The organism is Microbacterium esteraromaticum (assembly GCF_900163815.1).
Lineage (GTDB): Bacteria > Actinomycetota > Actinomycetes > Actinomycetales > Microbacteriaceae > Microbacterium > Microbacterium esteraromaticum_B.
Genome location: NZ_FUKO01000020.1, coordinates 23,500 through 47,195, shown reverse-complemented (window position 1 = coordinate 47,195; position 23,696 = coordinate 23,500). Strand labels below are relative to the sequence as shown.

Genomic DNA, 23,696 nt, shown 5'->3' with positions numbered 1-23,696 from the left:
CCTCACGGGTCGGAGCACGTCAAGGGCACGATCAACGTTCAGGCTGTGATCACGTGTGATATCCCTGCAGGACGGCTCCGACTGCAGACGATGCTCTACCGGTTGAGCCCCTACACACATTGGTCGGCTCCGACTGTCCAAAAAGACAATGTCAAGGTGCTCAAGAACAACCGAGCAGTTTCCTGCTCTGAGGGCCCAGCCAGTTTCAGGGGTTGGGCGAACGCAACCCTTACACCCCCGCGAGGCTACACGCTGTCGGGCCCGCCTACCTACGAGAAGCGAGGCAATCTCGTTCCCGTCGCATGCGGCTTGGCGCGAGCGGTCGACAGCGACTACTCCGAGACCTTGACATTCGAATTCGTGCGGATCGACTAGCGTCTACATCCAGGCGAACCACAGGTGGCAAGCACCCACACACATTGAACCGCGCAAGAGCTGCAACGCCGTCGAGCGCTCTTTCGCGATGCTCCAGCAATGGCGCGTCCATCGCCGCCCGCTACGCGAAACTCGCCATCACCTACCGCGCTGCCACCCTCCACACCGCATTTACCTGGCGATGCTAATGGGAGACGTGTCCTAGTCGAAAGGCGCGCCCCCCGGTCGGGGGCGCGCCTTTCGCATGCTTCTCAGATCAGCTGATGGTCAGCAGCTGATGTCCCGCGGCCACCGTCGCACCCGCAGCAGCACTGATGTTGCCGATCACGCCGTCTTTGTGCGCAGCCAGCGGCTGCTCCATCTTCATCGCCTCGAGCACCACGACGAGGTCGCCCTTGACGACCTGCTGGCCTTCCTCGACGGCGATCTTCACGATCGTCGCCTGCATGGGCGACTTGACGGCATCGCCGGATGCTCCGGAGGCGACCGAACCGGAATGACTGCGACGGGATGGCGGCACAGCTGCCGGACGGCCGGCTGTGCCCGCCACGGATGCGGTGACGCGGTCAGGCAGGCTGACCTCGAGCCGCTTGCCCGAGACCTCGACGACCACAGTGTGTCGTCCGGGAGCGGGAACGGGCTCATCGAGTTCACCGTCCCACGCCGGGATGTCGTTGTCGAACTCGGTCTCGATCCAGCGGGTGAACACGCCGAAGGCGCCGTTCTCCGCGACGAATGCCGGGTCGCGCACCACCTTGCGGTGGAAGGGCAGCACCGTCGGCATGCCGGCGACCTCGAACTCGTCCAGTGCGCGTCGCGAGCGCTCGAGTGCTTCGGCGCGGTCGCGCCCGGTGACGATGATCTTCGCCAGCAGCGAGTCGAAGGCGCCCGAGACGGCATCGCCCGCGGTGACCCCGGAGTCCAGCCGCACACCGGGTCCGCCGAAAGTCTTGAATGTGGTGATCGGCCCCGGCTGCGGCAGGAAGCCACGGCCCGGGTCCTCGCCGTTGATGCGGAACTCGAAGGAGTGTCCGACAGGCTTGGGGTCGTCGTAGTCGATCGTGCCGCCTGCGGCGATGCGGAACTGCTCGCGCACGAGGTCGATGCCGGTGACCTCTTCGGAGACCGGATGCTCGACCTGCAGTCGCGTGTTCACCTCGAGGAATGAGACCGTGCCATCGGCGCCGATGAGGAACTCGCAGGTTCCGGCGCCGACGTAGCCGACCTCCTTGAGGATGGCCTTCGACGCGGAGTACAACAGGCTGTTCTGCTCGTCGGTGAGGAAGGGAGCCGGTGCCTCTTCCACGAGCTTCTGGTGGCGGCGCTGCAGCGAGCAGTCGCGGGTCGAGATCACGACGACGTTGCCCGCGGCATCCGCCAGACACTGGGTCTCGACGTGGCGCGGCTTGTCCAGGTACTTCTCTACGAAGCACTCACCGCGACCGAACGCCGCCACAGCCTCGCGCGTGGCGGAGGCGAACATCTCGGCGACCTCGTCGAGTTCGCGTGCGACCTTGAGGCCGCGACCGCCACCGCCGTACGCCGCCTTGATGGCGATCGGCAGGCCGAACTCCTTCGCGAATGCGACGACCTCATCGGCGCTCTCCACCGGCCCTGGGGTGCCTGGTGCCAGCGGAGCGCCGACCTTCTCGGCTACGTGACGCGCCGTCACCTTGTCACCCAGCGACTCGATGGCTTCGGGCGAGGGTCCGATCCAGGTCATTCCCGCACCGATGACCGCACGGGCGAACTCGGCGTTCTCTGCGAGGAAGCCATAGCCGGGGTGCACGGAATCGGCACCGGCGCGGCGCGCGATGGAGAGGATCTTATCGATCTGCAGGTAAGTGTCAGCGCTGGTGGACCCGTTGAGGGCGTACGCCTCGTCAGCGAGTCGCGCGTGCATGGCGTCGCGATCTTGATCGGCGTACACGGCGACGGAGGTGATTCCGGAGTCCTGGGCGGCGCGAATGATGCGTACGGCGATCTCGCCGCGGTTCGCGATGAGGACCTTGGCGATATCAGGCATGAGTGTCAGCCTAGCGAGTGCCAGCGCGATGTTTTTGACCGATCCCGACAATAAATCAGGAAATCTGTGTGGCGGTTCTCCACAGGTCGGTCCAGGTCACGCCGAGATCGGCCGCGAGGCGGCGCACCGTCGACAGCGACATCCCCACGACAGTGGAGGGATCTCCCTCCACGCGGGTGATGAACGCGCCGCCCAGGCTGTCGACCGTGAACGCACCGGCGACATGCAGCGGCTCGCCACTGGCGATGTACGCGTCGAGCTCAGCCTCCGTCACGTCATCGGCGAAAGAGACCGCGGCTTCGGCAACGGCGGCAGCCTCGGCCGGGGCGGCATCTGGGCTCACCCGGAAGACGGAGTGGCCGGAGTGCAGGATGCCGGTGGCTCCGCGCATCTGCTGCCAGCGAGCACGTGCGACTTCGGGCGTGTGCGGCTTGCCGTAGACGTGGCCATCGAGGGCGAACATGGAATCGCCCCCGATCACGATGCCATCGAAGCGCGGATGCTCGACCGGCAGCCGACCGGCGACGTCCGCGGCCTTGGCCCGGGCCAGGAGCAGCACGAGCTCGTCGGGTGCCAGCGCCGAACCGTGCTCGGCCTCCGCATCGGCGGCAACGGCATCCTCATCGACCTCGGGCGAGATGATCAGCGGCTCGATGCCTGCCTGCCGCAGCAGCATCAGGCGGGCGGGAGAGGTGGATGCCAGGCAGACGCGCATATCTCCACGCTAGCCGGTGTGGGATCCTGGAGGGATGACCGCCTCGGAGCTTCTGCTCGACCTCGATATCACCGGCATCGCCCACGGCGGAACCTTCATCGCCCGTCACGAAGGGCGCGTGGTGTTCGTCGCAGACGCGATCCCGCGTGAGCGGGTGCGCGCACGAATCTCCGATCCGACGGCGGGCGAAGAGGGCGACAGTCGCAGTTTCTGGCGTGCCGAGACGATCGAAGTGCTCCACGCTTCGCCGCACCGGCGTGAACACGTCTGGGCCGAAGCCGACATCTCTCGCGCACCGGAGAACCGCGTCGGCGGTGCCGACCTCGGCCACATCGCGCTGGACGAGCAGCGCGTGCTCAAGCGGCAGGTGCTGCAGGAGGCGCTCGACAAGTTCGCCGGTGCGGGGCTCACCGCTCCCGACGTGGAGGCCGTCGACGACTCGGACGGCACCGGGTGGCGCACGCGCATCTCGCTGCACGTCGATGATGATGGCCGCATCGGGCCGTTCGCCGCTCGCAGCCATCGCGTGATCGAGGTCGCCTCGCATCCACTGGCGCGTCCCGCCGTTTCCGAGCAGGCTCTCCTGCTGCGCGACCAGCAGCCGGGAAGGGTCGACCTGGTCGAGCCGGGGGACGGCCGCGTGCGCGTGCTGCCGCGCCCGGAGGGCTCGCGGCGCGGCAAGCCCGAGACGGTGTTCGAGCGAATCGGCGGCACGAAGTACCGCGTGGATGCCAGCGGCTTCTGGCAGGTGCATCCGCGCGCCGCCGCGATGCTGCACTCCGCTGTCGGCGACGCACTTGAGGGTCGTGTGGACCCGGATGCCACGCACTTCGACCTTTACGGCGGGGTCGGGCTGTTCGCATCGACGCTGGGTCAGCGCGGCGCCACCGAGATCGTCACCGTCGAATCCGACCGCCGTGCGACCGAGCATGCCCGCGCCAACCTCGCGGTGTATTCGGCGAAAGCCGTGACCGACCGCGTCGATCGCTTCCTCGCTCGGATGCCGGAGGGCACGCGCGCTGGTGCAGTGGTGCTCGACCCGCCCCGTGCGGGAGCGGGGCGCCGGGTCGTCGAAGCGATCCATGAGCTGAAGCCGGAAGCGGTCGTCTATGTCGCCTGCGATCCGGTTGCGCTGTCGCGTGATCTGGGGACGTTCCAGAAACTGGGCTGGGATGTGACATCTCTTCGCGCCTTCGACCTGTTCCCGCATTCGCATCACTTCGAAGCGGTGGCGCTTCTCACGCGGTGATCGCGAGGGGCGCGCGGGTAAGCTGATCCCATGAGCACTGTCGCCCTTATCGACGACCACGAGTCGGTTCGTCTCGGGCTGGAAGCCGCCTGTCTTCGCGATGGTGAGCAGCAGGTCGTCTTCTCAGGCGGCACCGTGAAGGAGTACCTGGCATGGCGTACTGAGGCAAGCGCGCCGCCGGCCGACGTGGCCGTCCTGGACCTCACTCTCGGCGACGGGACGACGGTCACCGAGAACGTCGCCACTCTCGTGGCCGCCGGGTCCAGCGTTGTCATCCACAGCGTCGCCGATCGGCCTGCCGCTGTCCGCGAGGCGCTGGTCGCCGGTGCCGCGGGCGTCGTCAGTAAATCCTCCGCTCTGGACGACGTGCTCGACGCCATCCGCACCGTGGCGCGCGGTGAAGCGCTGAACAACGTCGAGTGGGCGAGCGCCGTCGACGGAGACCGTGAATTCGCCGATGCACAGCTGTCCTCCCGTGAGCGCGAGGTGCTGCGCCTGTATGCGGCTGGGCTGCCGCTGAAGGCTGTCGCCGATCGTATGGGAGTGGCGTACTCGACAGCCAAGGAGAACGTCACCCGCATTCGCGTCAAATACGTCGAGGTGGGGCGTCCGGCGCCGACGAAGGTCGATCTGCTTCGCCGTGCCATGGAAGACGGGATCGTCGCACCCGACGGGGCACCGAGTGGCGGCTGACACGCGCAGCATCAGCGAGGCGTGGACGAGCATTCCCTCTCCCGGCGACATCGGGGTCGGGCTCGAACGCTTCACCGGGCAGCGGATGGAGCGGATTCTCGCGATCGTCGCGGCGCTCGGTTCAGCAGTGCTGGGCGCACAGGCGATGCTGGGTGCGCTCACTCGCATGGACCACATGGACGGACGCCACCTTGCGTTGATGATCCTCGTGTTCGGGCCTCTGCTGTGGATGATCGTCGCCTGCGTCAGCGATCGCTGGGTCACTCGGGCGTGTGGCACCTTCGCTGTCAGCTACGTGCTGGCACTGCTGTTGTGGCCGGTCATCGTCGTTCGCAACACCGATGAGGCCGGTGATCAGCCGTGGATCTTCTTCCTGGTGAACATCGCCGTCATCGCGGCGATGCTCGCGTTCAAGCCAAGGCTGCAGTTCGCCTGGGCGCTCGGGCTGCCCTTCGTCTACGGCTACGTGCGACTCGTGCAGGGCGACTTCTCGCAGAGCTTCTGGATCACCACTGCCTTCGACGTGTCGTTCACCCTGATCCTCGGCATGGTGATCGTCTCGCTGGGCTGGATGTTCCGCCAGGTGGCCGCAGGCGTCGATGACGCCCGCTCTCGAGCCGTCGAAACCTACGCGACCGCGGCGGCGGCGTCGGCCGCAGAGGAAGAGCGCGTCGCGATGTCGGCGCTCATGCACGACAGCGTGCTGGCCGCACTTATCGCAGCTGAGCGCGCCGCCAGTGACCGCGAGCGCACCCTGGCTGTGGCGATGGCGCGGGAGGCACTGACCCGATTGGCCAACACCGAGGCGTCGATCGCCCAGGAGGGCAATGACGAGCCCGTCAGCCGTGCTCAGATCGTGGCTGAGCTGCGGCGCACGCTGTCGGAGCACGGGGCCGATGCCGTCGTTGAGGAGCGCGGAGTGCCGTCGGCCGTGCCGGGGCGCGTGGCCCGGGCGATGGTGCTGGCAGCCAGGCAGGCTGTGAACAACGCACTTGAGCACGCGGGTGGCAGAGGACTGCACATCATCGCCGAGTCGACCCGCGCGGATGGGCTCACGCTGACGGTGCTGGACGCCGGACCTGGTTTCGATCCAGATGCGATCGGTGAAGACCGTCTCGGCATCCGTGCCTCGATCGTCGCGAGGATGGCTGCTGTTGCGGGAAGATCGCATATCGCAACGGATCCCGCGGGCACCACGATCGAACTCAGCTGGGAGCAGCCATGAGACGCACGGTGCGCAGCCTGACCACCGCGCTCGCCCTCGGCTTCGCGGTGTACTTCGCGGCACGCGCGATCTGGTGGATCGTGCAGCCCACGGCGCCGTGGCTGATGGTCGCGGCGATCGCCCTGTATCTGGCCGCGACTCTCACCGCCGTACTCGCGGGCGCCTCCGACAGCGTGCGGATGCCGCTGGTGCCGGCCCTGCTGGCGCTGTTCACGAGCATCGCCGTGCCGATCCTGGTGAGTGTTTCGCTGGCGCCGCCTGTGCGCAGTGCGCCGTTCGCCACCTGGTACATCGGGGCAACGGGTCTGTTGGCCGTGGTCTGCATCGTGCGGCGTCGACCGCTGTTCGGCTGGGCGACGCTGACCGTGCTGACGATCTCGGCCTGCTTCTACATGGGAGTCGGCAGGGCATTCACCCTTGGCCTGGTCGGCTCGATCACCTGGGTCGTGGTCGCGCAGCTTCTGGTTATCTTCTGGCACCGCGCAGTGCGCGACACAGAGCGACTCGCCGATATCCAGCGTGCGGTCTCGGCCTGGCACGCGACCCAGCTCGTCCGTCAGCGCGAGCGCCGGGTGCGGGCGCAGCGTGCACTGGCCATCGCCGGGCCTGTACTCACCCGCACAGTGGCCGCGAACGGAGCTCTGACCGAGCACGAGAAGCTCGAGGCGCGGATCTCTGAGGGAACGCTGCGTGATGAACTGCGCGGCCCGAGTCTGATGAGCGACGCCGTTCGGCAGGCGATAACCGATGCGCGCCTTCGCGGTACAAGGGTGACGGTCTTCGACGAGGGCGGCCTGGACGGGCTCGATGAGTCCCGGCTGAACGAGATTCGCGATGAGCTCGCCAGCGTGCTCGCTGATGCGCGCTCCAATCGGGTCATCATCCGTGCCGGACGTGACGATGTCGTCGCCGTGACCGTCGTCGGACGCGCAGCGGGCGGTTCCCACGATGACGACGCCGTCGATCTCTGGCACGAGATCCGCCGCGTCGCCGAGTGAGCGAATTTTCCGAATTGTTGTGAGAGTGGGCGAGGGGCGGCGAAGCCGCCCACCCCTCGCCAGTGCGGAGCAGTTACCCGAAAACTGTCCGCGGGAGCGGGACTGCGTCTGTCTACCCTGGGACAGAGCATCCGCTTAACGCGAAGCGTCCCTCTAAGTCTCTCGACCGGGCAAGGGTCTGTCTGTAGGTATTTCGGGGGACAAGCAACCCTCAGCCGAAGTAACGGCCCCAGGGGATGTCTCGGCGGAGAGGACGCCGGAGCCCGCGCTGCGTCTGCCGCCAAGCGGAGACGTGCGGCTCTTCGGCCACCGCCTCGCTGGTTTCGTGCATGTAGGCATCGCTGACGGCGGCGATCAGCGCCGCGACCTCTTCTTCGGTCGGAGTGCCGCGTACGACATCGATCTTGGCCACCTCGGCGGCCGAGTCCGCGTCACCTGCTGACACATGCGAGGAAGGCGTGCTCACAGCGGGATGTTCCCGTGCTTCTTGGGCGGCAGCTCGCTGCGCTTGCCGCGCAGCGATCGCAGAGCCTTCGCGATCGCGACACGGCTGGCCGCCGGCTCGATGATGCCATCGATCTCACCGCGCTCGGCGGCGAGGAACGGCGAGGTCACGCTGTAGGTGTACTCGTTCGCGAGGCGAGTGCGCACGGCGGCGACGTCTTCGCCGGCCTCTTCGGCGCGCTTGATCTCGTTGCGGTACAGAATGTTGACGGCGCCCTGACCGCCCATCACAGCGATCTCAGCCGTCGGCCACGCCAGATTCACATCGGCGCCGAGCTGCTTGGAGCCCATCACGATGTATGCGCCGCCGTAGGCCTTGCGCAGAATCACCGTCACCAGCGGCACGGTGGCCTCTGCGTACGCGTAGATGAGCTTCGCGCCGCGCCGGATGACGCCGGTCCACTCCTGGTCGGTGCCGGGCAGGTAGCCGGGGACATCTACCAGAGTCACGATCGGGATCGAGAACGCGTCGCAGAAGCGCACGAAACGGCTGGCCTTCTCGCCGGCTTCGATGTTGAGCGTGCCGGCCATCTGCGAGGGCTGGTTGGCGATGATGCCGACCGAGCGTCCTTCGACGCGGCCGAAGCCGATGAGGATGTTCGGAGCGAACAGCGGCTGCACCTCGAGGAAGTCGCCGTCGTCGACGATGTGCTCGATGGCGGTCTTCATGTCATAGGGCTGGTTGGCGGAGTCGGGGATGAGCGTATCCAGCATCCGATCGGCGTCGGTCGTCTCGAACTCGAAAGCCGAGTCGTATGCCGGCAGTTCCGCCATGTTGTTGTCGGGGAGATAGCTCAGCAGCGTGCGCGCATAGTCGAGCGCGTCGTCTTCGTCATCGGCGAGATAGTGCGCGACGCCGGAGCGGGTGTTGTGCGTGTACGCGCCGCCGAGTTCTTCCATGCCGACGTCTTCACCGGTGACGGTCTTGATGACGTCTGGTCCGGTGACGAACATCTGGCTGGTCTTGTCGACCATGATGACGAAATCGGTGAGGGCTGGACCGTAGACGGCGCCGCCCGCGGCCGGGCCCATGATGATCGAAATCTGCGGGATGACGCCGGATGAGCGGGTGTTGCATCGGAAGATCTCGCCGTACTTGCTGAGGGCGAGCACACCCTCCTGAATGCGGGCGCCGCCGGAATCGAGGATGCCGATGATCGGCATCCCGCCCTGCAGCGCGTACTCCATGACCTTGATGATCTTGTCGCCGGCGACCTCGCCGAGAGAGCCGCCGAAGGTGGTGAAGTCCTGCGAGTAGACCGCGACAGTGCGCCCGTGGATGGTCGCCACGCCCGTGACGACCGAGTCGCCGTACGGCCGATTGCGATCCATGCCGAAGGACGTCGTGCGGTGGCGCACGTACTCGTCGAACTCGACGAAGCTGCCGTTGTCGACAAGAAGCTCGATGCGCTCGCGCGCGGTCATCTTGCCCTTGGCATGCTGCTTCTGCTGGGCGATCTTCTCTGGCTCGACGACGGCGTCCGTGAAGCGAGCGCGGAGATCCGCGATCTTGGCGGCTGTGGTCGAGAGGTCAGGGGTGTCCGTCACGGATTCAACCCTAGCGCCGGGGCGTGTCCGGGCGCTGGATGCTCGGCACAACACAGCGGCGGATCCTTTGGTCATAGGCTCGTGTTCATGCCCATTCCCGTGATCATGGATGTCGATACCGGCATTGACGACGCCCTCGCCCTTCTGTTCGCCGTTTCGCATCCGCAGATCGATCTGCTCGGGGTCACCTGCGTGGCGGGAAACGCGAGCCTGCCGCAGGTCGTCGACAACACTCTGCGCATCCTGGATCTCGCAGGTGTGGCCGATATCCCGGTGGCAGCCGGTGCGGTGCGTCCGCTGATCGAACCGGCTCGGTCGGCGTCGCACGTGCATGGCGCCGATGGCCTGGGCGGCATCGCGCTGCCGACGACATCGCGGACTCAGGTCGATGAGTCCGCCGTAGAGCTGATGCGCCGGCTGATCATGCAGCATCCGGAGCCGGTGACGCTGATCGCGCTCGCTCCACAGACGAATCTGGCGCTGCTGCTGCGCACCCATCCCGAGGTCGCGGAGCGCATCGAGCGGATCGTGTTCATGGGCGGTTCGGCGAGCGTCGGCAACGCGACCCCGGTCGCGGAGTTCAACGTGTGGCACGATCCGGAAGCGGCGGCGATCGTCCTGGATGCCGGTGTGCAGGCGACGATGTACGGCCTCGATGTCTTCAACATCGTCGCGGTTGCCCAAGATCGTGCGGATGCTATGGCCGCAGGCGACCATCGTGCCGCGCGGGTGGTGGGCGAACTGCTGAGTCACCGGGTGGCGCTGAGTGAAGACGACTCGCTGACGTACACCGGTCTGATCGGGGATGCGGGGGCCGTCTGCTCGCTCGTCGCGCCGGACCTGGTGAGCTTCGAGCGTCGCCCCGTGCGCGTGGAGCTTCAAGGCCTCAGCAGGGGGCAGACCGTGGTCGATCGTCGCACGTACGCGGGCGAGGACGTGCTGCACGGCGTGGCTGGTGGTGCGGTGGCCGTGGATGTCGCGCTCGGCATCGACGTGGATGCCGTCGCCGAGCTGTTCCTGGAGACGGTGCTGGGGCTGCCAGGGGATTGATGACTCGTGCGTCGGACTGAGAACCAGCGCCGACCTCAGGACCCGCTGACCCTCACGCGACCGGTGAAGAACCGCGCTCAATTGCCGCTTGTGGAGGTCGAACGGCCACCTGCCACCTCCGCGCTGTCGGCGGCCGTATCCGCACCGGCTTCTGCGGCCCCCGCATCGTCACCCGCTGCATCCGCGCCCGCTCCGAGCGCTTTCGGCTCGCGCCGCAGTCGGCGCCCCACGTCGCGCCCCGCCGCGCCGACCCCCCGCCCCGCCGCGCCGATGCCGCGCCCGGCGGCTCCGATTCCGCGTCCGACGCTGCCGGCCATGCCCGCGACGCCGCCGCCGAGGTAGCGGGCGCTGTGCAGCATCCGTCGCTCGAGACGCTCGCTGCCGGGCAGCGGTTCCAGTTCCACAGGCAGTGTCGCAGGCGCCAGTGGGAACGCGCGTCGTGAGGTGGTGAGCACGCGGCGCCCGAGCAGGTGATTTCCCGCTCCGCCGACAACGGCGCCGACGCCGAACGGCAACGCCTTGCCGATGAATGAGACGCTGCCGCGTGAGGCGAACTGATGGATGAACGCGGTCTTCAGCCGATCGACGATCGGGCCGACGGCGGCGCGGGGGAGCGACTTCGTCACGAGCTCGCCCCAGTACGACGAACGCGTGCCGCCCTTGCCCGCAGCCTGCTTCGCCAGCTGCGAGACGAGATCGACGCCCTCTTTGCCGAGCATGAGCGTCATCACCAGTGCGCGCGCTCGCTCGGGACTCTCTATCGCGATGCCGTGGACCTCGGCGACCGACTGCGCGAACAGTGCCGTGGATTCCATGAAGCCGACGGTCTCCACACCAGACAGCGCAAGGGTGACGCCTGTGCCGACTCCGGGGATCACTGCTGTCGCACCCACCGCGGCACCACCGGTGGTCACCGCGGCCAGATACCGCACTTCCAGCATCCGGATGATCTGCTCCGGCATGGCCCCGGGGTTGCGCAGGCGGATGCTGCGGATGTGTGCGACCACCAGCGGGCGCTGCACCGCGAGAACCCGGTCCAATCCGCGCACGGTGAGAGGATGCTCCCGCGATCCGACCGGAGGAACAGTGCTGTCCCACGGGGAATCATCCGGGAGCGAGTGGATCTTGTGGATCTTCTCGCTCATGACGCGATCTTATGCGCGGCATCCGAAGAAACGCCGAAAGCCGCCTCCCAGAGGGAAGCGGCTTTCGCTGTGATGCGCGTACTCAGACGAAGAGGTTCGCGCGCTCCAGGTCCTCAGCGAAATCGACCTCGACCGCATACAGGTCGGAGACATCCATCGGCTCGAGAAGAAGTGCATCTTCGGCGATGGCGAGTTCGAGACCGCGCTCGAAATAGTCCTGATCCTCGACTCGCTGCAACTGACGCATGAACGCCTTCTTGTCTGCCGAGGAGATGTAGTTGATGCCGACAGCCTCACCGAGGCCGCCCTTGACCGTCTTCGAGAGCTCCTTGATGAATCCCTCGGTGGTGACGGTGTACTTGACCTCTTCGTCGCTCACCTTGGAGGTGTTGACGGTCACGAACGACTGGTCGCGCTCGATGAACTCGATCGCGCGGCCGAGGATGCGCGGATCGAAGACCACATCGCCGTTCATCCAGAGCACGCCGCCCTTGCCGGAGACGCTCAGTGCGCGCAGCAGGCTCTTGGACGTGTTGGTGACGTCGTAGCGCTCGTTGTGGACGTACTTCGCCGACGGGAAGGCCTCGATGATGGTTTCAGCGCGGTAGCCGACAACGGCGGTGATGCGCGCGTCGGTGCCGAAGACCGCCCGGATGTTGTCGTGCTGCTGCTGCATGATCGAGCGACCATCGCTCAACTCGGTGAGCGGCTTCGGCAGCGCGCGTCCGAGGCGCGAGCCCATTCCTGCGGCCAGGATGACAGTGTGAAGAGTCACGATTTCTCCTAAAAAGATCTGGTGTTCACTGCCGATACATCGACAGGACACCTCTTCGTGCCGTGACAATGCTAGCGAAGGCACCTGAGAACGCAGGGCGCGAGTACGTCGACGTTGCCGTTTCGTAACCCGTTGCACACGAGTCTTTCAGCCTTGTGCGACAAGAAAGAAGCGCAATAGTCGGTCATCTGCACCGGGGGACTGTCAGTCCGTCTTGATAGCGTAGTGCCGTGACAGCTTCTCTCGACTCCGAGAACGACCGCATCGATAATTCTCAGACCGAGAAGGCGGATGCTGCTGGCGTGCCCGCGTCAGAGCAGAAGCCGCCTCTGGCTGCAGAATCCACGCGGGAGTCGGTCGGTGAGGCGGCTGAGGACAAGCCCGTAGCCGCGAAGCCGCGCGCGACGGCGGCGAAAAGCACGGCGGCGAAAAGCGGTGGATCCAAGACCGGCACGACGAAGGCCACAGCCGCGAAGAGCGCTGCGGCGAAGAGCCCGGCAACAAAGAGCGCTGCGGCGAAGAGCCCCGCCGTGAAGAAGCCGGTGGCGAAGGCTTCCGGTGCCAAGACCACAGCGGCGAAGAGTACTGCAGCGACGACGACTGCGGCGGGTACCGCAGCGGCGAAGAAGGCGGCTGCGAGATCGGCCGCGGCGAAGAGCACCGCCGCCGACCGCAAGGCAAGCGAGACGGCGGCGAAGACCGCGGCAGTAAAGAAAGCCACCGCGGCGACTGCGGCAGCCAAGCAGACGACGAAGGCGACGGCGGCGAAGACTGCGGCAACCAAGACCGCTGCCGTGAAGAAGACTGAAGCCGCGAAGAGCGGTGCGGCGGCCACGACTGCGGCAGGTAAGAAGAACGCCGGCACCGCGAAGAAGTCGACGCCGGCCACCTCGACTGCCTCGAAGACGACGACCGCGAAGACGGCGAAGACAACGAAGGCTGCGACTGCGAAGACAACGAAGGCGGCTACTGCGAAGGCGGCTACTGCGAAGGCGGCGACTGCGAAGACAACCGCGAGCGAAGCCTCGAGTGCGAAGTCGTCCGCTGCGAAGGTCACCGCTGCGAAATCGACCGCGAAGGGCGTTACGGGCGCGAGCGCGGTCACCGAAGCCGCGAGTGAGCCAGTTGCAACCGAGCCAGCTGCGAGCGGGCCCGCTGCGACGGCAGACATCGGCGTCGCGAAGCCAGCCCCGAAGAAGACGGCTGCTGCCAGACCCAAGACAGCGGTGACAAAGACTCCCGTGCCGAAGACTGCGGCATCGAAGCCAGCCGCCTCTCAGCCGAAGGCAGATGCAGCAGAGCCGGGCGCGTCCAAGGCCGCCGTTCAAAAGCCTGAGCGTCTGGAAACGGACCTGCCACGGATCGCGGCGTCCAACAGCGCTTCCGAGGTCACCGAGGCGCACGCGCCTCGCGATAGTGCCGCGGCCGCACACATTGCGGACGGCCCCGAGACCCCGAGCATCACGAAGCCTCCGATCGATGCCGAGGTGACCTCACCGAGCGCGCCCGACGCAGACTCATCGCTCGAAGACTCTGCGTCCCTCGACGTCGACTCAGCTGCCGCTGATGAAGCCGTTACGGACTCGGCGGCGACGGACTCGGCGGCGACAGATTCCGACGCCATCCGCATCCGCGGGCTCGTCAAGCGATTCGGCGACTCCACCGCCGTCGCCGACATCGATCTGACCGTTCCGGTCGGCTCGTTCTACGGGCTCGTCGGCCCGAACGGCGCAGGTAAGACCACCACGCTGTCGATCATCGCCGGTCTGCTGCGGCCAGATGCCGGCACCGTGCACATCGCCGGCATCGATCAGCGCGCCAACCCCCTGGCGGCGAAGAAGGCCATGGGCGTGCTGCCCGACCGGCTGCGCACCTTCGATCGGCTGACCGGGCGCCAACTGCTGCACTACTACGGACAGCTCCGCGGTCTGGACCGATCGGTCATCGAGAAGCGCACCGCCGACCTGGCCCGTGCATTCGACCTCACCGAAGCGCTCAGCCGGGTCGTCTCCGACTACTCCGCGGGCATGACCAAGAAGCTCATGCTCGCCGGTGCGCTGATTCACTCGCCGCGAGTGCTCGTGCTCGATGAGCCCTTCGAAGCCGTCGACCCGGTGTCGTCTGGGGTGATCCTCGACATCCTCCGGTCATACGTCTCGCACGGCGGCACCGTGATCCTCTCCAGCCACGGCATGGATCTCGTCGAGCGGGTCTGCTCGCGCGTCGCAGTCATCGTCGGCGGAGAAGTACTCGCCGAAGGCACGATCGACGATGTGCGCGCGGGGCAGACGCTCGCGGCGCGTTTCGTCGAGCTCTCCGGCAGCGCCGGCGAAGTAGAGGGGCTGGAGTGGCTGCACACGTTCTCCGCCTGAGGCTCACGCTGCTGGCGGGAGTTCTGCGGGGCGAACACCTCTGGCGCACAGTGCTCGCACTCGCTGCCGCTGCGGCCGTCACCGTCGCCGTCTGCATCGCCGTGCTCGGACTCGGCAGCGCACCGCTGTCGACCGCACGCACCGTGATCGTGCTGGGCGCAGCCGCCAGTTTCCTGGCCTTCTTCCTCGGCCCGATGCTCACCGGCACGCCGGATCAGCTCGATCCACGCCGGTTCGCGCCGTTCGGCGTCGACCTGCGCCAGCTGCCGTGGGCACTGATTCTCGCGGCTCTGATCAGCGTGCCCAGCTTCGCGCTGATCGCTGTCACCGTGTGCATCGTCATCGTCACGATCGCTGCCGGCGTCGCCTGGCCTGCTGCCGTGCTCGGGGGCATCGTCGGCGTGCTCTCCATCGCGCTCGTCGCACGCATCGGCATGGCGATCAGCGCGATCATGCTTCCGGAGCGGCGCTCGCGCGAACTCACCGTGCTGTTCACGATCCCGGTGATCGTGATCGCCTTCCCGGTCGCCGCCTACTTCGCGTCACTGAACTGGGACGGGAACGTGCCGCCCGCCGTCGATGCGGCCACCTCCGTCGTGGGCTTCTCTCCGTTGGCTGCACCGCAGGCATTCCTCTTCCATCTCGCCGCGGGCGAAGTCGGTGCCGCCTGGGCGAGCGGTCTGGTCGCGCTGGTTTCCATCGCGCTGCTGATCGCGTTGTGGGTATATCTGGTGCGTCGCCTGCTCACCACTACCGAACGGCCTTTCGCGGCCCGCGAGCGCTCCGGTCTCGGCTGGTTCGGCGCGCTGCCCGCGAATGCCTTCGGCGCTGTTGCCGCACGCAGCCTCGTCTACTGGCTGCGCGATCGCCGCTACATCGTGAACATCATCGTCGTGCCGATCGCCGGAGTCCTCACGGTATTCCCGCTGATGATCGCCGGCGTGCCGCTGTGGGCCGCGGCGCTGATTCCGGTTCCGGTCATGGCGCTGTTCTTCGGCTGGCTGCCGCACAACGACGTCGCCTACGACTCCACAGCGCTGTGGATCCACATCGCCAGTGGCGTGCGCGGTCTGCCCGACCGTCTCGGCCGACTGGTGCCGATCATGCTCGTGTCGATCCCTGTGCTCGCGATCGCAGTATCGGTGACGCTCTCCTACATCGCCGACTGGCATCTGCTCCTGCCGTTCATCGCCGTCGCCGCTGTGCTGCTGGGCACGGGGCTGGGCATGTCCAGCATCGCCTCGGTCGTCGCGCCCTATGCGGTCTCGCGCCCCGGAGACAGCCCCTTCCAGCAGCCGCAGCGCTCATCCGCACACGGCTCCTTCGGCGCAGCCGGAACGTTCTTCGGCGCGCTGCTCTTCAGCGCTCCGACGATCTGGCTGTTCGTGCTCACGATCGTCGAAGGCGATCAGCATGCGCCGGCCACGTTCTGGACGGGCGTCGTCACCGGCATCCTCGTGCTGTTCGGCGGTGCCGCGATCGGCGGCGCCATCTTCGAGCGCAGCGGCGAGCGGCTCATGGAGTTCGCGGAGACGACCTGAACCGAGCGCCTCGGAGTCGGAAGCACCGGCGCCGGGCGCCCGTGCGGACGCTAGACTCACGGAATGAGCACTCCGCTGGACAGCCCCGATCAGGGTGGCGTGGCAACACTTGATCGCGAGCTCGAAGAACTTCTCCGCGAAGAGAACCTCGAGCCCGGCGACCACGAGCGTTTCTCGCATTATGTGAAGAAGGACAAGATCCTCGAGTCGGCGATGACCGGCAAGCCGGTGCGCGCGCTGTGCGGCAAGAAGTGGACCCCGGGGCGCGACCCCGAGAAGTTCCCCATCTGCCCGACGTGCAAAGACATCTACGAGAGCATGATCCGCTGACCGTCTGACGCGATGCGCAGCCTCAGCGGTAGCCACGCCGGCGGAGCTCAGACGACGTCGACGAACCTCGTCGGAATCGCAGGGTCAGACTTGCTGAGCGCGAGGGCCCGGACCGGAAGCTGCTCACGCACGCGCAGGTGATGCTCCCGCGCGGATGCCGTCCCGGCGACGCCTTCATGAGAGGAATCGATCTCGCCATTGTCGACGAGAACGACTTGCAGTCCGCGTGCATCCGGGTGCTCGGCGGCCGTGTCCACTTTCTCGAAACCATCCGAAACCGCGATCGTCTCGGCGATGGCGACGCCATCGTCAAGAGTGCGGAACGCCGCCTTGCGGCCGCCCTTCGAAGCCTTGTCCGTCGAGGCCTTCGCCACCGCGACCCATCCGCCCGCGGAGTCCTGCCGGGCGACGAGCTTGTAGACCATGCCGGCGGTCGGGTATCCGGAACCGGTGACGACCGAGGTGCCGACACCATAGGAATCGACGGGGGAGGCGGCGAGAGCCGCGATCGCATACTCATCGAGGTCGCTGGTCACGGTGATCTTCGTGTTCGTCGCTCCCAGCTCATCGAGCTGCGTGCGCACCTCACCGGCCACGATCGGCAGGTCACCGGAATCCAGACGCACGCCACCCAGTTCGGTTCCGGCGACGCGGATGGCCAGGTCGACGCCGGCGCGGATGTCGTAGGTGTCGACGAGCAGTGTGGTGTCGGTACCGAGGCTGTCGACCTGCGCGCGGAACGCGTCTTCTTCGCTGTCATGCAGCAGGGTCCACGAGTGCGCGGCCGTGCCCATCGTCGGGATGCCCCACTGCCGACCTGCCTCGAGGTTGCTCGTGGCGACGAATCCAGCGATATAGGCGGCGCGCGCGGCCGCGACCGCGGAGCGCTCGCCGGCGCGACGCGAACCCATCTCGGCCAGTGGACGCTCGCCGGCGGCGATGCTCATCCGTGAGGCCGCCGTCGCGACGGCGGAGTCGTGATTCAGCACGCTCAGCGCGAGAGTCTCCAGCACCACGGCATCCGCGAAGGAGCCCTCGACAGTGAGAATCGGCGAGCCGGGGAAATACAGCTCACCCTCTCGATAGCCGCGGATCGTTCCGGTGAACCGGTAGTTCTCCAGGTAGCGGAGTGCGTCAGCATCCACCACGTCATGATCACGCAGGTACCGAAGCTCTCCCTCGCCGAAGTGGAACTCTCGCAGCAGCGTCAGCAGGCGTCCGGTTCCCGCGACGACGCCGAACCGGCGTCCGCCGGACAGACGCCGGGAAAACAGCTCGAAGACGCTGGGCCGCGAAGACGTGCCATCGCGAAGCGAAGCGGCAAGCATGGTCAGTTCGTACCGGTCAGTGAGGAACGCGGAGCTCATCCGCACAGTGTATCCAGCCCGCAGATCAGGAATACTGATCAGCGAACCGGGGCGCCCCGGTCACCCGACGACATTCCCCGGAGGAGCCGATGACGGCACACGCCGATGAGCTGATTCGACTGGTCAACGGCGTACTGTGGCCAGGCTTTCTCGGGCACGTTGTGCCGGCCTGGTTGGAGACCGAGCTGGAACGGAACCTCGCCGGAGTCGTCTACTTCGCACAGAACCTCGGCGGCGACACGGCCGCGCTGAGCGCACAGATCCATGCGATCGCCCCGAGCGCCCTGATCGGGATCGACGAAGAGGGCGGCAGCGTCACCCGCCTCGAGACCCCCACCGGGTCGACGATCCCGGGCGCCGCGCAGCTGGGCATCCTCGACGATCTCGACGCGACCATGGCGACCGGGCATGAAATCGCTCGGCGAGTCGACCGGATCGGCGCCGACGTCGTCATCGCGCCGGTCGCCGACGTCAACACCGACCCCCGCAACCCCGTCATCGGCGTGCGCGCGTTCGGCGCCACCAGCGACCTCGTCTCGCGTCATGCTGCCGCCCTCGTGCGCGGAATCCAGCAGACCGGAATGGCCGCGTGCGCCAAGCACTACCCGGGCCACGGCGATACGCATACCGACTCGCACGACGATCTGCCCAGGCTCACCCTGGAACAGGGCGAGATCGAGGCGGTGCACCTGCCGCCGTTCGCCGCCGCAGCGGATGCCGGGGTGCGCGCCATCATGACCGCTCACATCTGCGTCCCCGCCTGGGGTGACGAGCCGGCCACTCTCAACCCCGGAATGCTGGCCCGTCTGCGCGCCAGCGGATTCGACGGAGTCATCATCACGGATGCCCTGGACATGGCCGCCATCCGCGAAACCGTCGGACTCGGCGGCGGGGCCGTGCGAGCCCTCGCGGCCGGCGCTGACCTGCTGTGCATCGGAAACCCGACCAACCCCGGCGCCGGAATGCTCCCGGATCAAGACGAGCGGGACTATCTCGCCGTGCGAGACGCAGTCGTAGCGGCAGTGGCCGCGGGTAAGCTGCCGCGCGCACGGGTGGAGGAGGCCTCGCGTCGAGTGGCGGCGATGGCGGATGCCGTGCGCTCGCGCACTGCGGTCGCCGATGTGCCCTTCGACGGTGACCGGATCGCCGACCGCGCGCTGCTGGTCTCCGGCGATCTCCCGCACTTCAGTGACGCGCCGACGACGGTGATCGACCTGCGTCGTCCATCGAGCCTCGCGGTCGACAGCGCCGCGTCGCACGTCGCGCAGGCGCTTGCCGCTGGCGGAGAGATCATCCGATTCGATCCCGACACGACAACAGACGACGAGCTCGACGCCGCCATCCGCGCCGCGACCGCCGGACAGACCCTTCTCCTCGTCGATCGGCTCGACGCCGATGCGCTGCAGCGTGGCGTGCTCGACCGCATCCGATCTGATGCTCGCGGCACTGTCACGGTGAACGTGGGCCTGCCGGCAGACGCGCCGGACGGTCCCGTCATCACATCCGCCGCGGCGAGTCTCTTGGCGGCGCGTGCCGCCCGCCGCGCGCTCGTCGCCGCTCCGAAGAACCAACCCGCAGTGAGGGAGAACTGACATGACTGACCGTGAAGATCTGCGTGCGAACCTGGAGACGCTCGCCACTGAGCGCGTCGCCCCCGAATTCGCCGAGCTGGATCTGCTCTCGACCAGTGATCAGGTGGCGCTGATGGCAGCGCAGGGCCTCGTCGCCGCACAGGCGGTCGAAGCCGAGGCCGAGAGCATCTCGGGTGCGGTCGACGGGATCGTCGAGCGAATGCGGCGAGGCGGCCGTCTCGTATACGTCGGGGCCGGCACAGCCGGACGAATGGGCGTGCTCGACGCGAGCGAGATCCCGCCCACCTTCGGCACCGACCCGTCACTGGTCGTCGGGCACATCGCCGGCGGCGAGATCGCACTGCGCAACGCTGTCGAGAATGCCGAAGACGACGTCGAGGCGGGGGAGCAGGTCGGAGGTGCGCTGGGCCCGGACGACGCGATCGTGGGCATCTCGGCATCCGGTCGCACGCCCTATGTCGTCGGAGCGCTGCGCGCGGCCCGCGCTCGCGGTGCCTTCACCGTGAGCCTCGCCTGCAATCGGAATGCCGAGATCTCGGTTGGCGTCGATGTGGCGATCGAGGTTGTCGTGGGCCCAGAAGCGGTCGCCGGATCGACGAGGCTGAAGGCCGGAACGGCGCAGAAACTCGTGCTCAACACCATCTCCACCCTGGCCATGGTGCAATCGGGCAAGGTCTACGGCAATCTGATGGTCGATGTGCAGTCCACCAACGAGAAGCTGCGGGCCCGAGCGGAGCGCACGGTGATGCATGCGACAGGATGCGCGCCAGACGCCGCCGCGCGGGCACTCGCCGACGCCGCAGGCTCCGTGAAACTCGCGATCGCCATCGTGGAGACGGGAGCGGATGCTGAGACGGCGCGGCACGCGCTGGAAGCCGCAGACGGCAACTTGCGCCAGGCCCTCGCCGCTGCCGGGGGCACGCAGAGCGCCCAGTAGGCTGGGGACATCATGAAAGACGCGCCCATTGGCATCTTCGACTCCGGAGTCGGCGGCCTCACGGTAGCCAGAGCGATCCGTGCGCAGCTGCCGCAGGAATCGCTCGTCTACATCGGCGACACCGCGCATTCGCCATACGGTCCGAAGCCGATCGCCGACGTGCGGCGGTACAGTCTCGAGGTGCTCGACACGCTCGTCGATCAGGGCGTGAAGATGCTCGTGATTGCCTGCAACACGGCATCCGCCGCGATGCTCCGCGACGCTCGCGAGCGCTACGACGTCCCCGTCGTCGAAGTCATCGGCCCCGCGGTGCGGCGAGCCGTGTCGACCAGCCGGAACGGCCGGATCGGCGTGATCGGCACCGTCGGCACGATCGGCTCGCGCGCCTACCAGGACATGCTGGAAGTCAACGAGCACCTGCAGGTCTTCACCGCGGCCTGCCCCCGCTTCGTGGAGTTCGTCGAGGCCGGCATCACCGGCACCCCCGAGGTGCTCGCAACCGCTGAGGAATACCTCGCTCCGCTGCGCGACGCCGGGGTCGACACCCTCGTTCTCGGCTGCACGCACTACCCGTTCCTGCGAGGTGCCATCAGCTATGTCATGGGCGACGGCGTCTCACTGGTCTCCAGCGATGACGAGACCGCAGCCGATGTCTACCGGCACCTCGTCCGCGACGATCTGCTCGCCTCAGGAGACGCTGTCGCCACCTACGTCTACGAAGCGACCGGCCGCTCTGCCGATGACTTCACCGCGCTGGCGAACCGTCTGATGGGACACGAGGTGCGCGATGTGCAGCTCGTGCAGACCGGTGTCATCGACCTGCCGTACCTTCTTGACGACGACTTCACGCAGGCCGAACAGGCCTGAAACCACCTGAGAGGACCCCATGTCAGATATCGTCCGTGCCGACGGCCGCTCCATCGACCAGCTGCGTGAGATCACGATCGAACGCGGGTGGAGCGCGCACGCGGAAGGATCGGCATTGATCAGCTTCGGCGGCACGAAGGTGCTGTGCACCGCATCGTTCACCAACGGGGTGCCGCGCTGGCTGACCGGCAAGGGCAAGGGGTGGGTGACGGCCGAGTACGCGATGCTGCCGCGCGCCACGAATTCGCGCAACGACAGGGAGAGCGTGAAGGGGCGCATCGGCGGTCGCACGCACGAGATCTCCCGCCTGATCGGGCGCGCACTGCGTGCTGTCGTCGATACGAAGGCTCTGGGCGAGAACACCATCGTCATCGACTGCGATGTGCTGCAGGCGGATGGCGGCACGCGCACCGCCGCGATCACCGGCGCCTACGTCGCTCTCGCCGACGCCATCGAGTGGGGGCGCGACAGGAAGTTCATCGGAAAGAACTCCACACCGCTTATCGACACCGTCGCCGCCGTGTCGGTCGGCATCATCGACGGCGAGCCCATGCTCGATCTGGCATATGTCGAGGACGTGCGCGCCGAGACCGACATGAACGTCGTCGTCACCGGTCGCGGCCTGTTCGTCGAAGTGCAGGGCACGGCCGAAGGAGCACCGTTCGACAAGCGTGAGCTGGACGCGCTGCTGGAACTCGGCGTGAACGGCTGCGACACGCTTAAGGGCCTGCAGCTGGCGGCGCTGGAGACCTCTTCGTGAGAGTCGTGCTCGCGACCCACAATCCACACAAGGTCGCAGAGTTCCAGCAGATCGTGGCGGCTACCCGCCCTGACCTGGAAGTCGTCGCCTATGACGGTCCCGAGCCCGTCGAAGACGGCGTGACCTTCGCCGACAACGCACTCATCAAGGCACGCGCCGCAGCCGCGCACACGGGGCTCGCCGCGGTGGCCGATGATTCCGGCATCTGCGTCGATGTGCTCGGCGGATCTCCCGGCGTGTTCTCCGCGTACTGGGCGGGACAGAAGAAAGATGCCGCAGCCAACCTCGAGCTGCTCCTCGACCAGCTGCAGGACATCGCCGACCCGCATCGCGCAGCCCAGTTCCGCTCCACGATCGCGCTGGTCACCGCCGCCGGGACCGAACATATCGTGCAGGGCATCTGGCCGGGGCGCGTAGCGCACGAGGCCTTGGGAGATGGCGGCTTCGGGTACGACCCGATCTTCATTCCGGACGGCCAGAATGCCGCATCCGAGCGCACGGTCGGTCAGTTCGATGACGGCGAGAAGCAGACCCAGTCGCACCGGGCGCGCGCCTTCGCCGCACTCGTGCCGCTGCTGGCGACGCTCTGAGATCGGCGAAACCATAGTGCGGCCGCGCTACTGAGAACAGTTACCGTTCCCGACTGCGCCGAATCCAGCGGGACCGACTGAATTCCGGCCTAGCCTGGAGACATGCACGAACATGCCCATGCCCCGACCGGAATCCGTGGTTCCGGTAGCCGCCGGCTGCTCACCATCTCGCTCGCGCTGACCGCCACCGTCATGGTGGTGCAGATCATCGGCGCAGTCCTCTCCGGCTCGCTGGCACTGCTCGCCGATGCTGCGCACATGTTCACCGACTCGTCGGCGCTGGTCATCGCCATCATCGCGAGCGCGGTCGCGGCGAGGCCCGCCGATGACCGGCGCACGTTCGGGTATCAGCGAGCCGAGGTCTTCGGCGCACTCATCAACGCGATCATCCTGAGCGTGCTGATGGTGGTCGTCGGAGTCCAGGGCCTGCAGCGTCTGTTCGAACCAGGCGAGGTCGAAGTCGCCGGCCCGCTCATGCTCATCGTCGCCGTCGTCGGAATGATCGCGAATGCCATCTCACTGTGGCTGCTCAGCTCGGCGCAGAAGACGAGCATCAATGTCCGCGGCGCCTATCTCGAGGTGATGGGCGATCTCATCGGCTCCGCCCTGGTGATCATCGCGGCCGTGGTGATCGTGACGACCGGATGGATGCCCGCAGATGCCATCGCGTCACTGCTGATCGCGGTGATGATCCTGCCGCGCGCGGTTTCGCTGCTGCGCGAAGTGTTCTCCGTGCTCGCCGAGTCGGCACCGGAAGGCACCGCCGTCAGCGAGATCCGCGCACATCTCGAGGGCTACACCGGAGTCGTCGGGGTGCACGATGTGCACGTCTGGCAGCTCACCCGCGGCGCTCCTGTATTCACCGCACACGTCTCGGTCGACCCGTCGGTGTTCGCCGAAGGCCGTTCCGCCGCGCTGCTGCAGGATCTGCAGGCGTGTCTGGCAGAGCACTTCGATGTCGAGCATTCGACTTTCCAACTCGAGCCCGCCGGCCATGACGAGTGCGAGGCCACCCACGCGTGACGCTCGCAGCGCGC

22 protein-coding genes are annotated in these 23,696 nt (G+C 67.1%); 14 read left to right on the top strand and 8 right to left on the bottom strand.

Annotation, left to right across the window (positions count from 1 at the left end):
• Positions 1-631: 631 nt before the first annotated feature.
• Both FM104_RS08560 and FM104_RS08555 read right to left on the bottom strand, forming a co-directional pair.
• Complete coding sequence (locus FM104_RS08560; RefSeq protein ID WP_087131322.1) at positions 632-2,401, bottom strand: ATP-binding protein; 1,770 nt, start codon at positions 2,399-2,401, stop codon at positions 632-634.
• A 55-nt stretch (positions 2,402-2,456) separates the two neighbouring features.
• A complete protein-coding gene (locus FM104_RS08555) occupies positions 2,457-3,116 on the bottom strand; it encodes a Maf family protein (protein WP_087131319.1) in 660 nt (219 codons plus the stop codon).
• 34 nt (positions 3,117-3,150) lie between these two features.
• On the opposite strand from FM104_RS08555, the gene FM104_RS08550 reads away from it, so the two are divergent.
• From FM104_RS08550 to FM104_RS08535, 4 genes are read left to right on the top strand one after another with little or no spacing between them, the layout of a single operon-like run.
• Positions 3,151-4,365: a class I SAM-dependent RNA methyltransferase gene (locus FM104_RS08550; RefSeq protein WP_087131317.1), complete on the top strand. Its 1,215-nt coding sequence runs from the start codon at positions 3,151-3,153 to the stop codon at positions 4,363-4,365.
• Positions 4,366-4,395: 30 nt separating this feature from the next.
• Positions 4,396-5,058 (top strand): response regulator transcription factor, encoded by a 663-nt coding sequence (locus FM104_RS08545; RefSeq protein WP_087131315.1) that lies wholly within the window; start codon positions 4,396-4,398, stop codon positions 5,056-5,058.
• Positions 5,048-6,283, top strand: coding sequence for a sensor histidine kinase (locus FM104_RS08540; protein ID WP_087131312.1), 1,236 nt, complete (start codon positions 5,048-5,050; stop codon positions 6,281-6,283). The genes FM104_RS08545 and FM104_RS08540 overlap by 11 nt, the downstream gene beginning before the upstream one ends.
• Positions 6,280-7,281 (top strand): hypothetical protein, encoded by a 1,002-nt coding sequence (locus tag FM104_RS08535; RefSeq protein WP_087131308.1) that lies wholly within the window; start codon positions 6,280-6,282, stop codon positions 7,279-7,281. Before FM104_RS08540 ends, FM104_RS08535 begins: the two co-directional genes overlap by 4 nt.
• A 211-nt stretch (positions 7,282-7,492) precedes the next feature.
• On the opposite strand, the gene FM104_RS08530 is transcribed toward FM104_RS08535, so the two are convergent.
• Together FM104_RS08530 and FM104_RS08525 are read right to left on the bottom strand one after the other, a co-directional pair.
• Positions 7,493-7,747, bottom strand: coding sequence for an acyl-CoA carboxylase subunit epsilon (locus FM104_RS08530; protein ID WP_256971582.1), 255 nt, complete (start codon positions 7,745-7,747; stop codon positions 7,493-7,495).
• On the bottom strand, positions 7,744-9,333 hold the full coding sequence (locus tag FM104_RS08525) for an acyl-CoA carboxylase subunit beta (RefSeq protein ID WP_256971581.1): 1,590 nt from the start codon (positions 9,331-9,333) through the stop codon (positions 7,744-7,746). Before FM104_RS08525 ends, FM104_RS08530 begins: the two co-directional genes overlap by 4 nt.
• A gap of 87 nt (positions 9,334-9,420) precedes the next feature.
• Here FM104_RS08525 and FM104_RS08520 point away from each other — a divergent pair, with 87 nt between their 5' ends.
• Positions 9,421-10,383 carry a nucleoside hydrolase gene (locus FM104_RS08520; RefSeq protein ID WP_087131302.1) on the top strand — a complete coding sequence of 321 codons (963 nt, stop codon included), beginning with the start codon at positions 9,421-9,423 and terminating at the stop codon, positions 10,381-10,383.
• A 77-nt stretch (positions 10,384-10,460) separates the two neighbouring features.
• On the opposite strand, the gene FM104_RS08510 is transcribed toward FM104_RS08520, so the two are convergent.
• From FM104_RS08510 to FM104_RS08500, 3 genes are all read right to left on the bottom strand, one after another.
• Positions 10,461-11,528 (bottom strand): hypothetical protein, encoded by a 1,068-nt coding sequence (locus tag FM104_RS08510; protein ID WP_256971580.1) that lies wholly within the window; start codon positions 11,526-11,528, stop codon positions 10,461-10,463.
• 82 nt (positions 11,529-11,610) lie between these two features.
• Positions 11,611-12,303 (bottom strand): phosphocholine cytidylyltransferase family protein, encoded by a 693-nt coding sequence (locus FM104_RS08505; protein WP_087131299.1) that lies wholly within the window; start codon positions 12,301-12,303, stop codon positions 11,611-11,613.
• A 274-nt stretch (positions 12,304-12,577) separates the two neighbouring features.
• Positions 12,578-13,474, bottom strand: a complete 897-nt coding sequence (locus FM104_RS08500) for a hypothetical protein (RefSeq protein ID WP_143738298.1) — start codon at positions 13,472-13,474, stop codon at positions 12,578-12,580.
• Positions 13,475-13,544: 70 nt separating this feature from the next.
• On the opposite strand from FM104_RS08500, the gene FM104_RS08495 reads away from it, so the two are divergent.
• The 3 genes from FM104_RS08495 (at position 13,545) to FM104_RS08485 (ending at position 16,546) form a co-directional block, all read left to right on the top strand.
• On the top strand, positions 13,545-14,675 hold the full coding sequence (locus tag FM104_RS08495; RefSeq protein WP_256971579.1) for an ABC transporter ATP-binding protein: 1,131 nt from the start codon (positions 13,545-13,547) through the stop codon (positions 14,673-14,675).
• On the top strand, positions 14,651-16,216 hold the full coding sequence (locus FM104_RS08490; protein ID WP_087131293.1) for a hypothetical protein: 1,566 nt from the start codon (positions 14,651-14,653) through the stop codon (positions 16,214-16,216). The genes FM104_RS08495 and FM104_RS08490 overlap by 25 nt, the downstream gene beginning before the upstream one ends.
• A gap of 63 nt (positions 16,217-16,279) precedes the next feature.
• A complete protein-coding gene (locus FM104_RS08485) occupies positions 16,280-16,546 on the top strand; it encodes a DUF3039 domain-containing protein (protein WP_087131290.1) in 267 nt (88 codons plus the stop codon).
• 47 nt (positions 16,547-16,593) lie between these two features.
• Here FM104_RS08485 and FM104_RS08480 read toward each other — a convergent pair whose 3' ends face one another.
• On the bottom strand, positions 16,594-17,913 hold the full coding sequence (locus tag FM104_RS08480) for a nicotinate phosphoribosyltransferase (RefSeq protein ID WP_373407842.1): 1,320 nt from the start codon (positions 17,911-17,913) through the stop codon (positions 16,594-16,596).
• A gap of 89 nt (positions 17,914-18,002) precedes the next feature.
• Here FM104_RS08480 and FM104_RS08475 point away from each other — a divergent pair, with 89 nt between their 5' ends.
• From FM104_RS08475 to FM104_RS08450, 6 genes are all read left to right on the top strand, one after another.
• On the top strand, positions 18,003-19,505 hold the full coding sequence (locus tag FM104_RS08475; RefSeq protein ID WP_087131284.1) for a glycoside hydrolase family 3 N-terminal domain-containing protein: 1,503 nt from the start codon (positions 18,003-18,005) through the stop codon (positions 19,503-19,505).
• 1 nt (position 19,506) lies between these two features.
• Entirely contained in the window at positions 19,507-20,442 is a 936-nt protein-coding gene (gene murQ / locus FM104_RS08470) for an N-acetylmuramic acid 6-phosphate etherase (protein WP_087131282.1), read from the top strand.
• A 12-nt stretch (positions 20,443-20,454) separates the two neighbouring features.
• Positions 20,455-21,309 carry a glutamate racemase gene (gene murI, locus FM104_RS08465; RefSeq protein ID WP_087131278.1) on the top strand — a complete coding sequence of 285 codons (855 nt, stop codon included), beginning with the start codon at positions 20,455-20,457 and terminating at the stop codon, positions 21,307-21,309.
• 19 nt (positions 21,310-21,328) lie between these two features.
• A complete protein-coding gene (rph, locus tag FM104_RS08460; protein ID WP_087131275.1) occupies positions 21,329-22,069 on the top strand; it encodes a ribonuclease PH in 741 nt (246 codons plus the stop codon).
• A complete protein-coding gene (rdgB, locus tag FM104_RS08455; protein ID WP_087131272.1) occupies positions 22,066-22,659 on the top strand; it encodes an RdgB/HAM1 family non-canonical purine NTP pyrophosphatase in 594 nt (197 codons plus the stop codon). The genes rph and rdgB overlap by 4 nt, the downstream gene beginning before the upstream one ends.
• Positions 22,660-22,761: 102 nt before the next feature.
• Positions 22,762-23,682, top strand: a complete 921-nt coding sequence (locus FM104_RS08450) for a cation diffusion facilitator family transporter (RefSeq protein ID WP_087131270.1) — start codon at positions 22,762-22,764, stop codon at positions 23,680-23,682.
• The last annotated feature ends 14 nt before the right edge of the window (positions 23,683-23,696 follow it).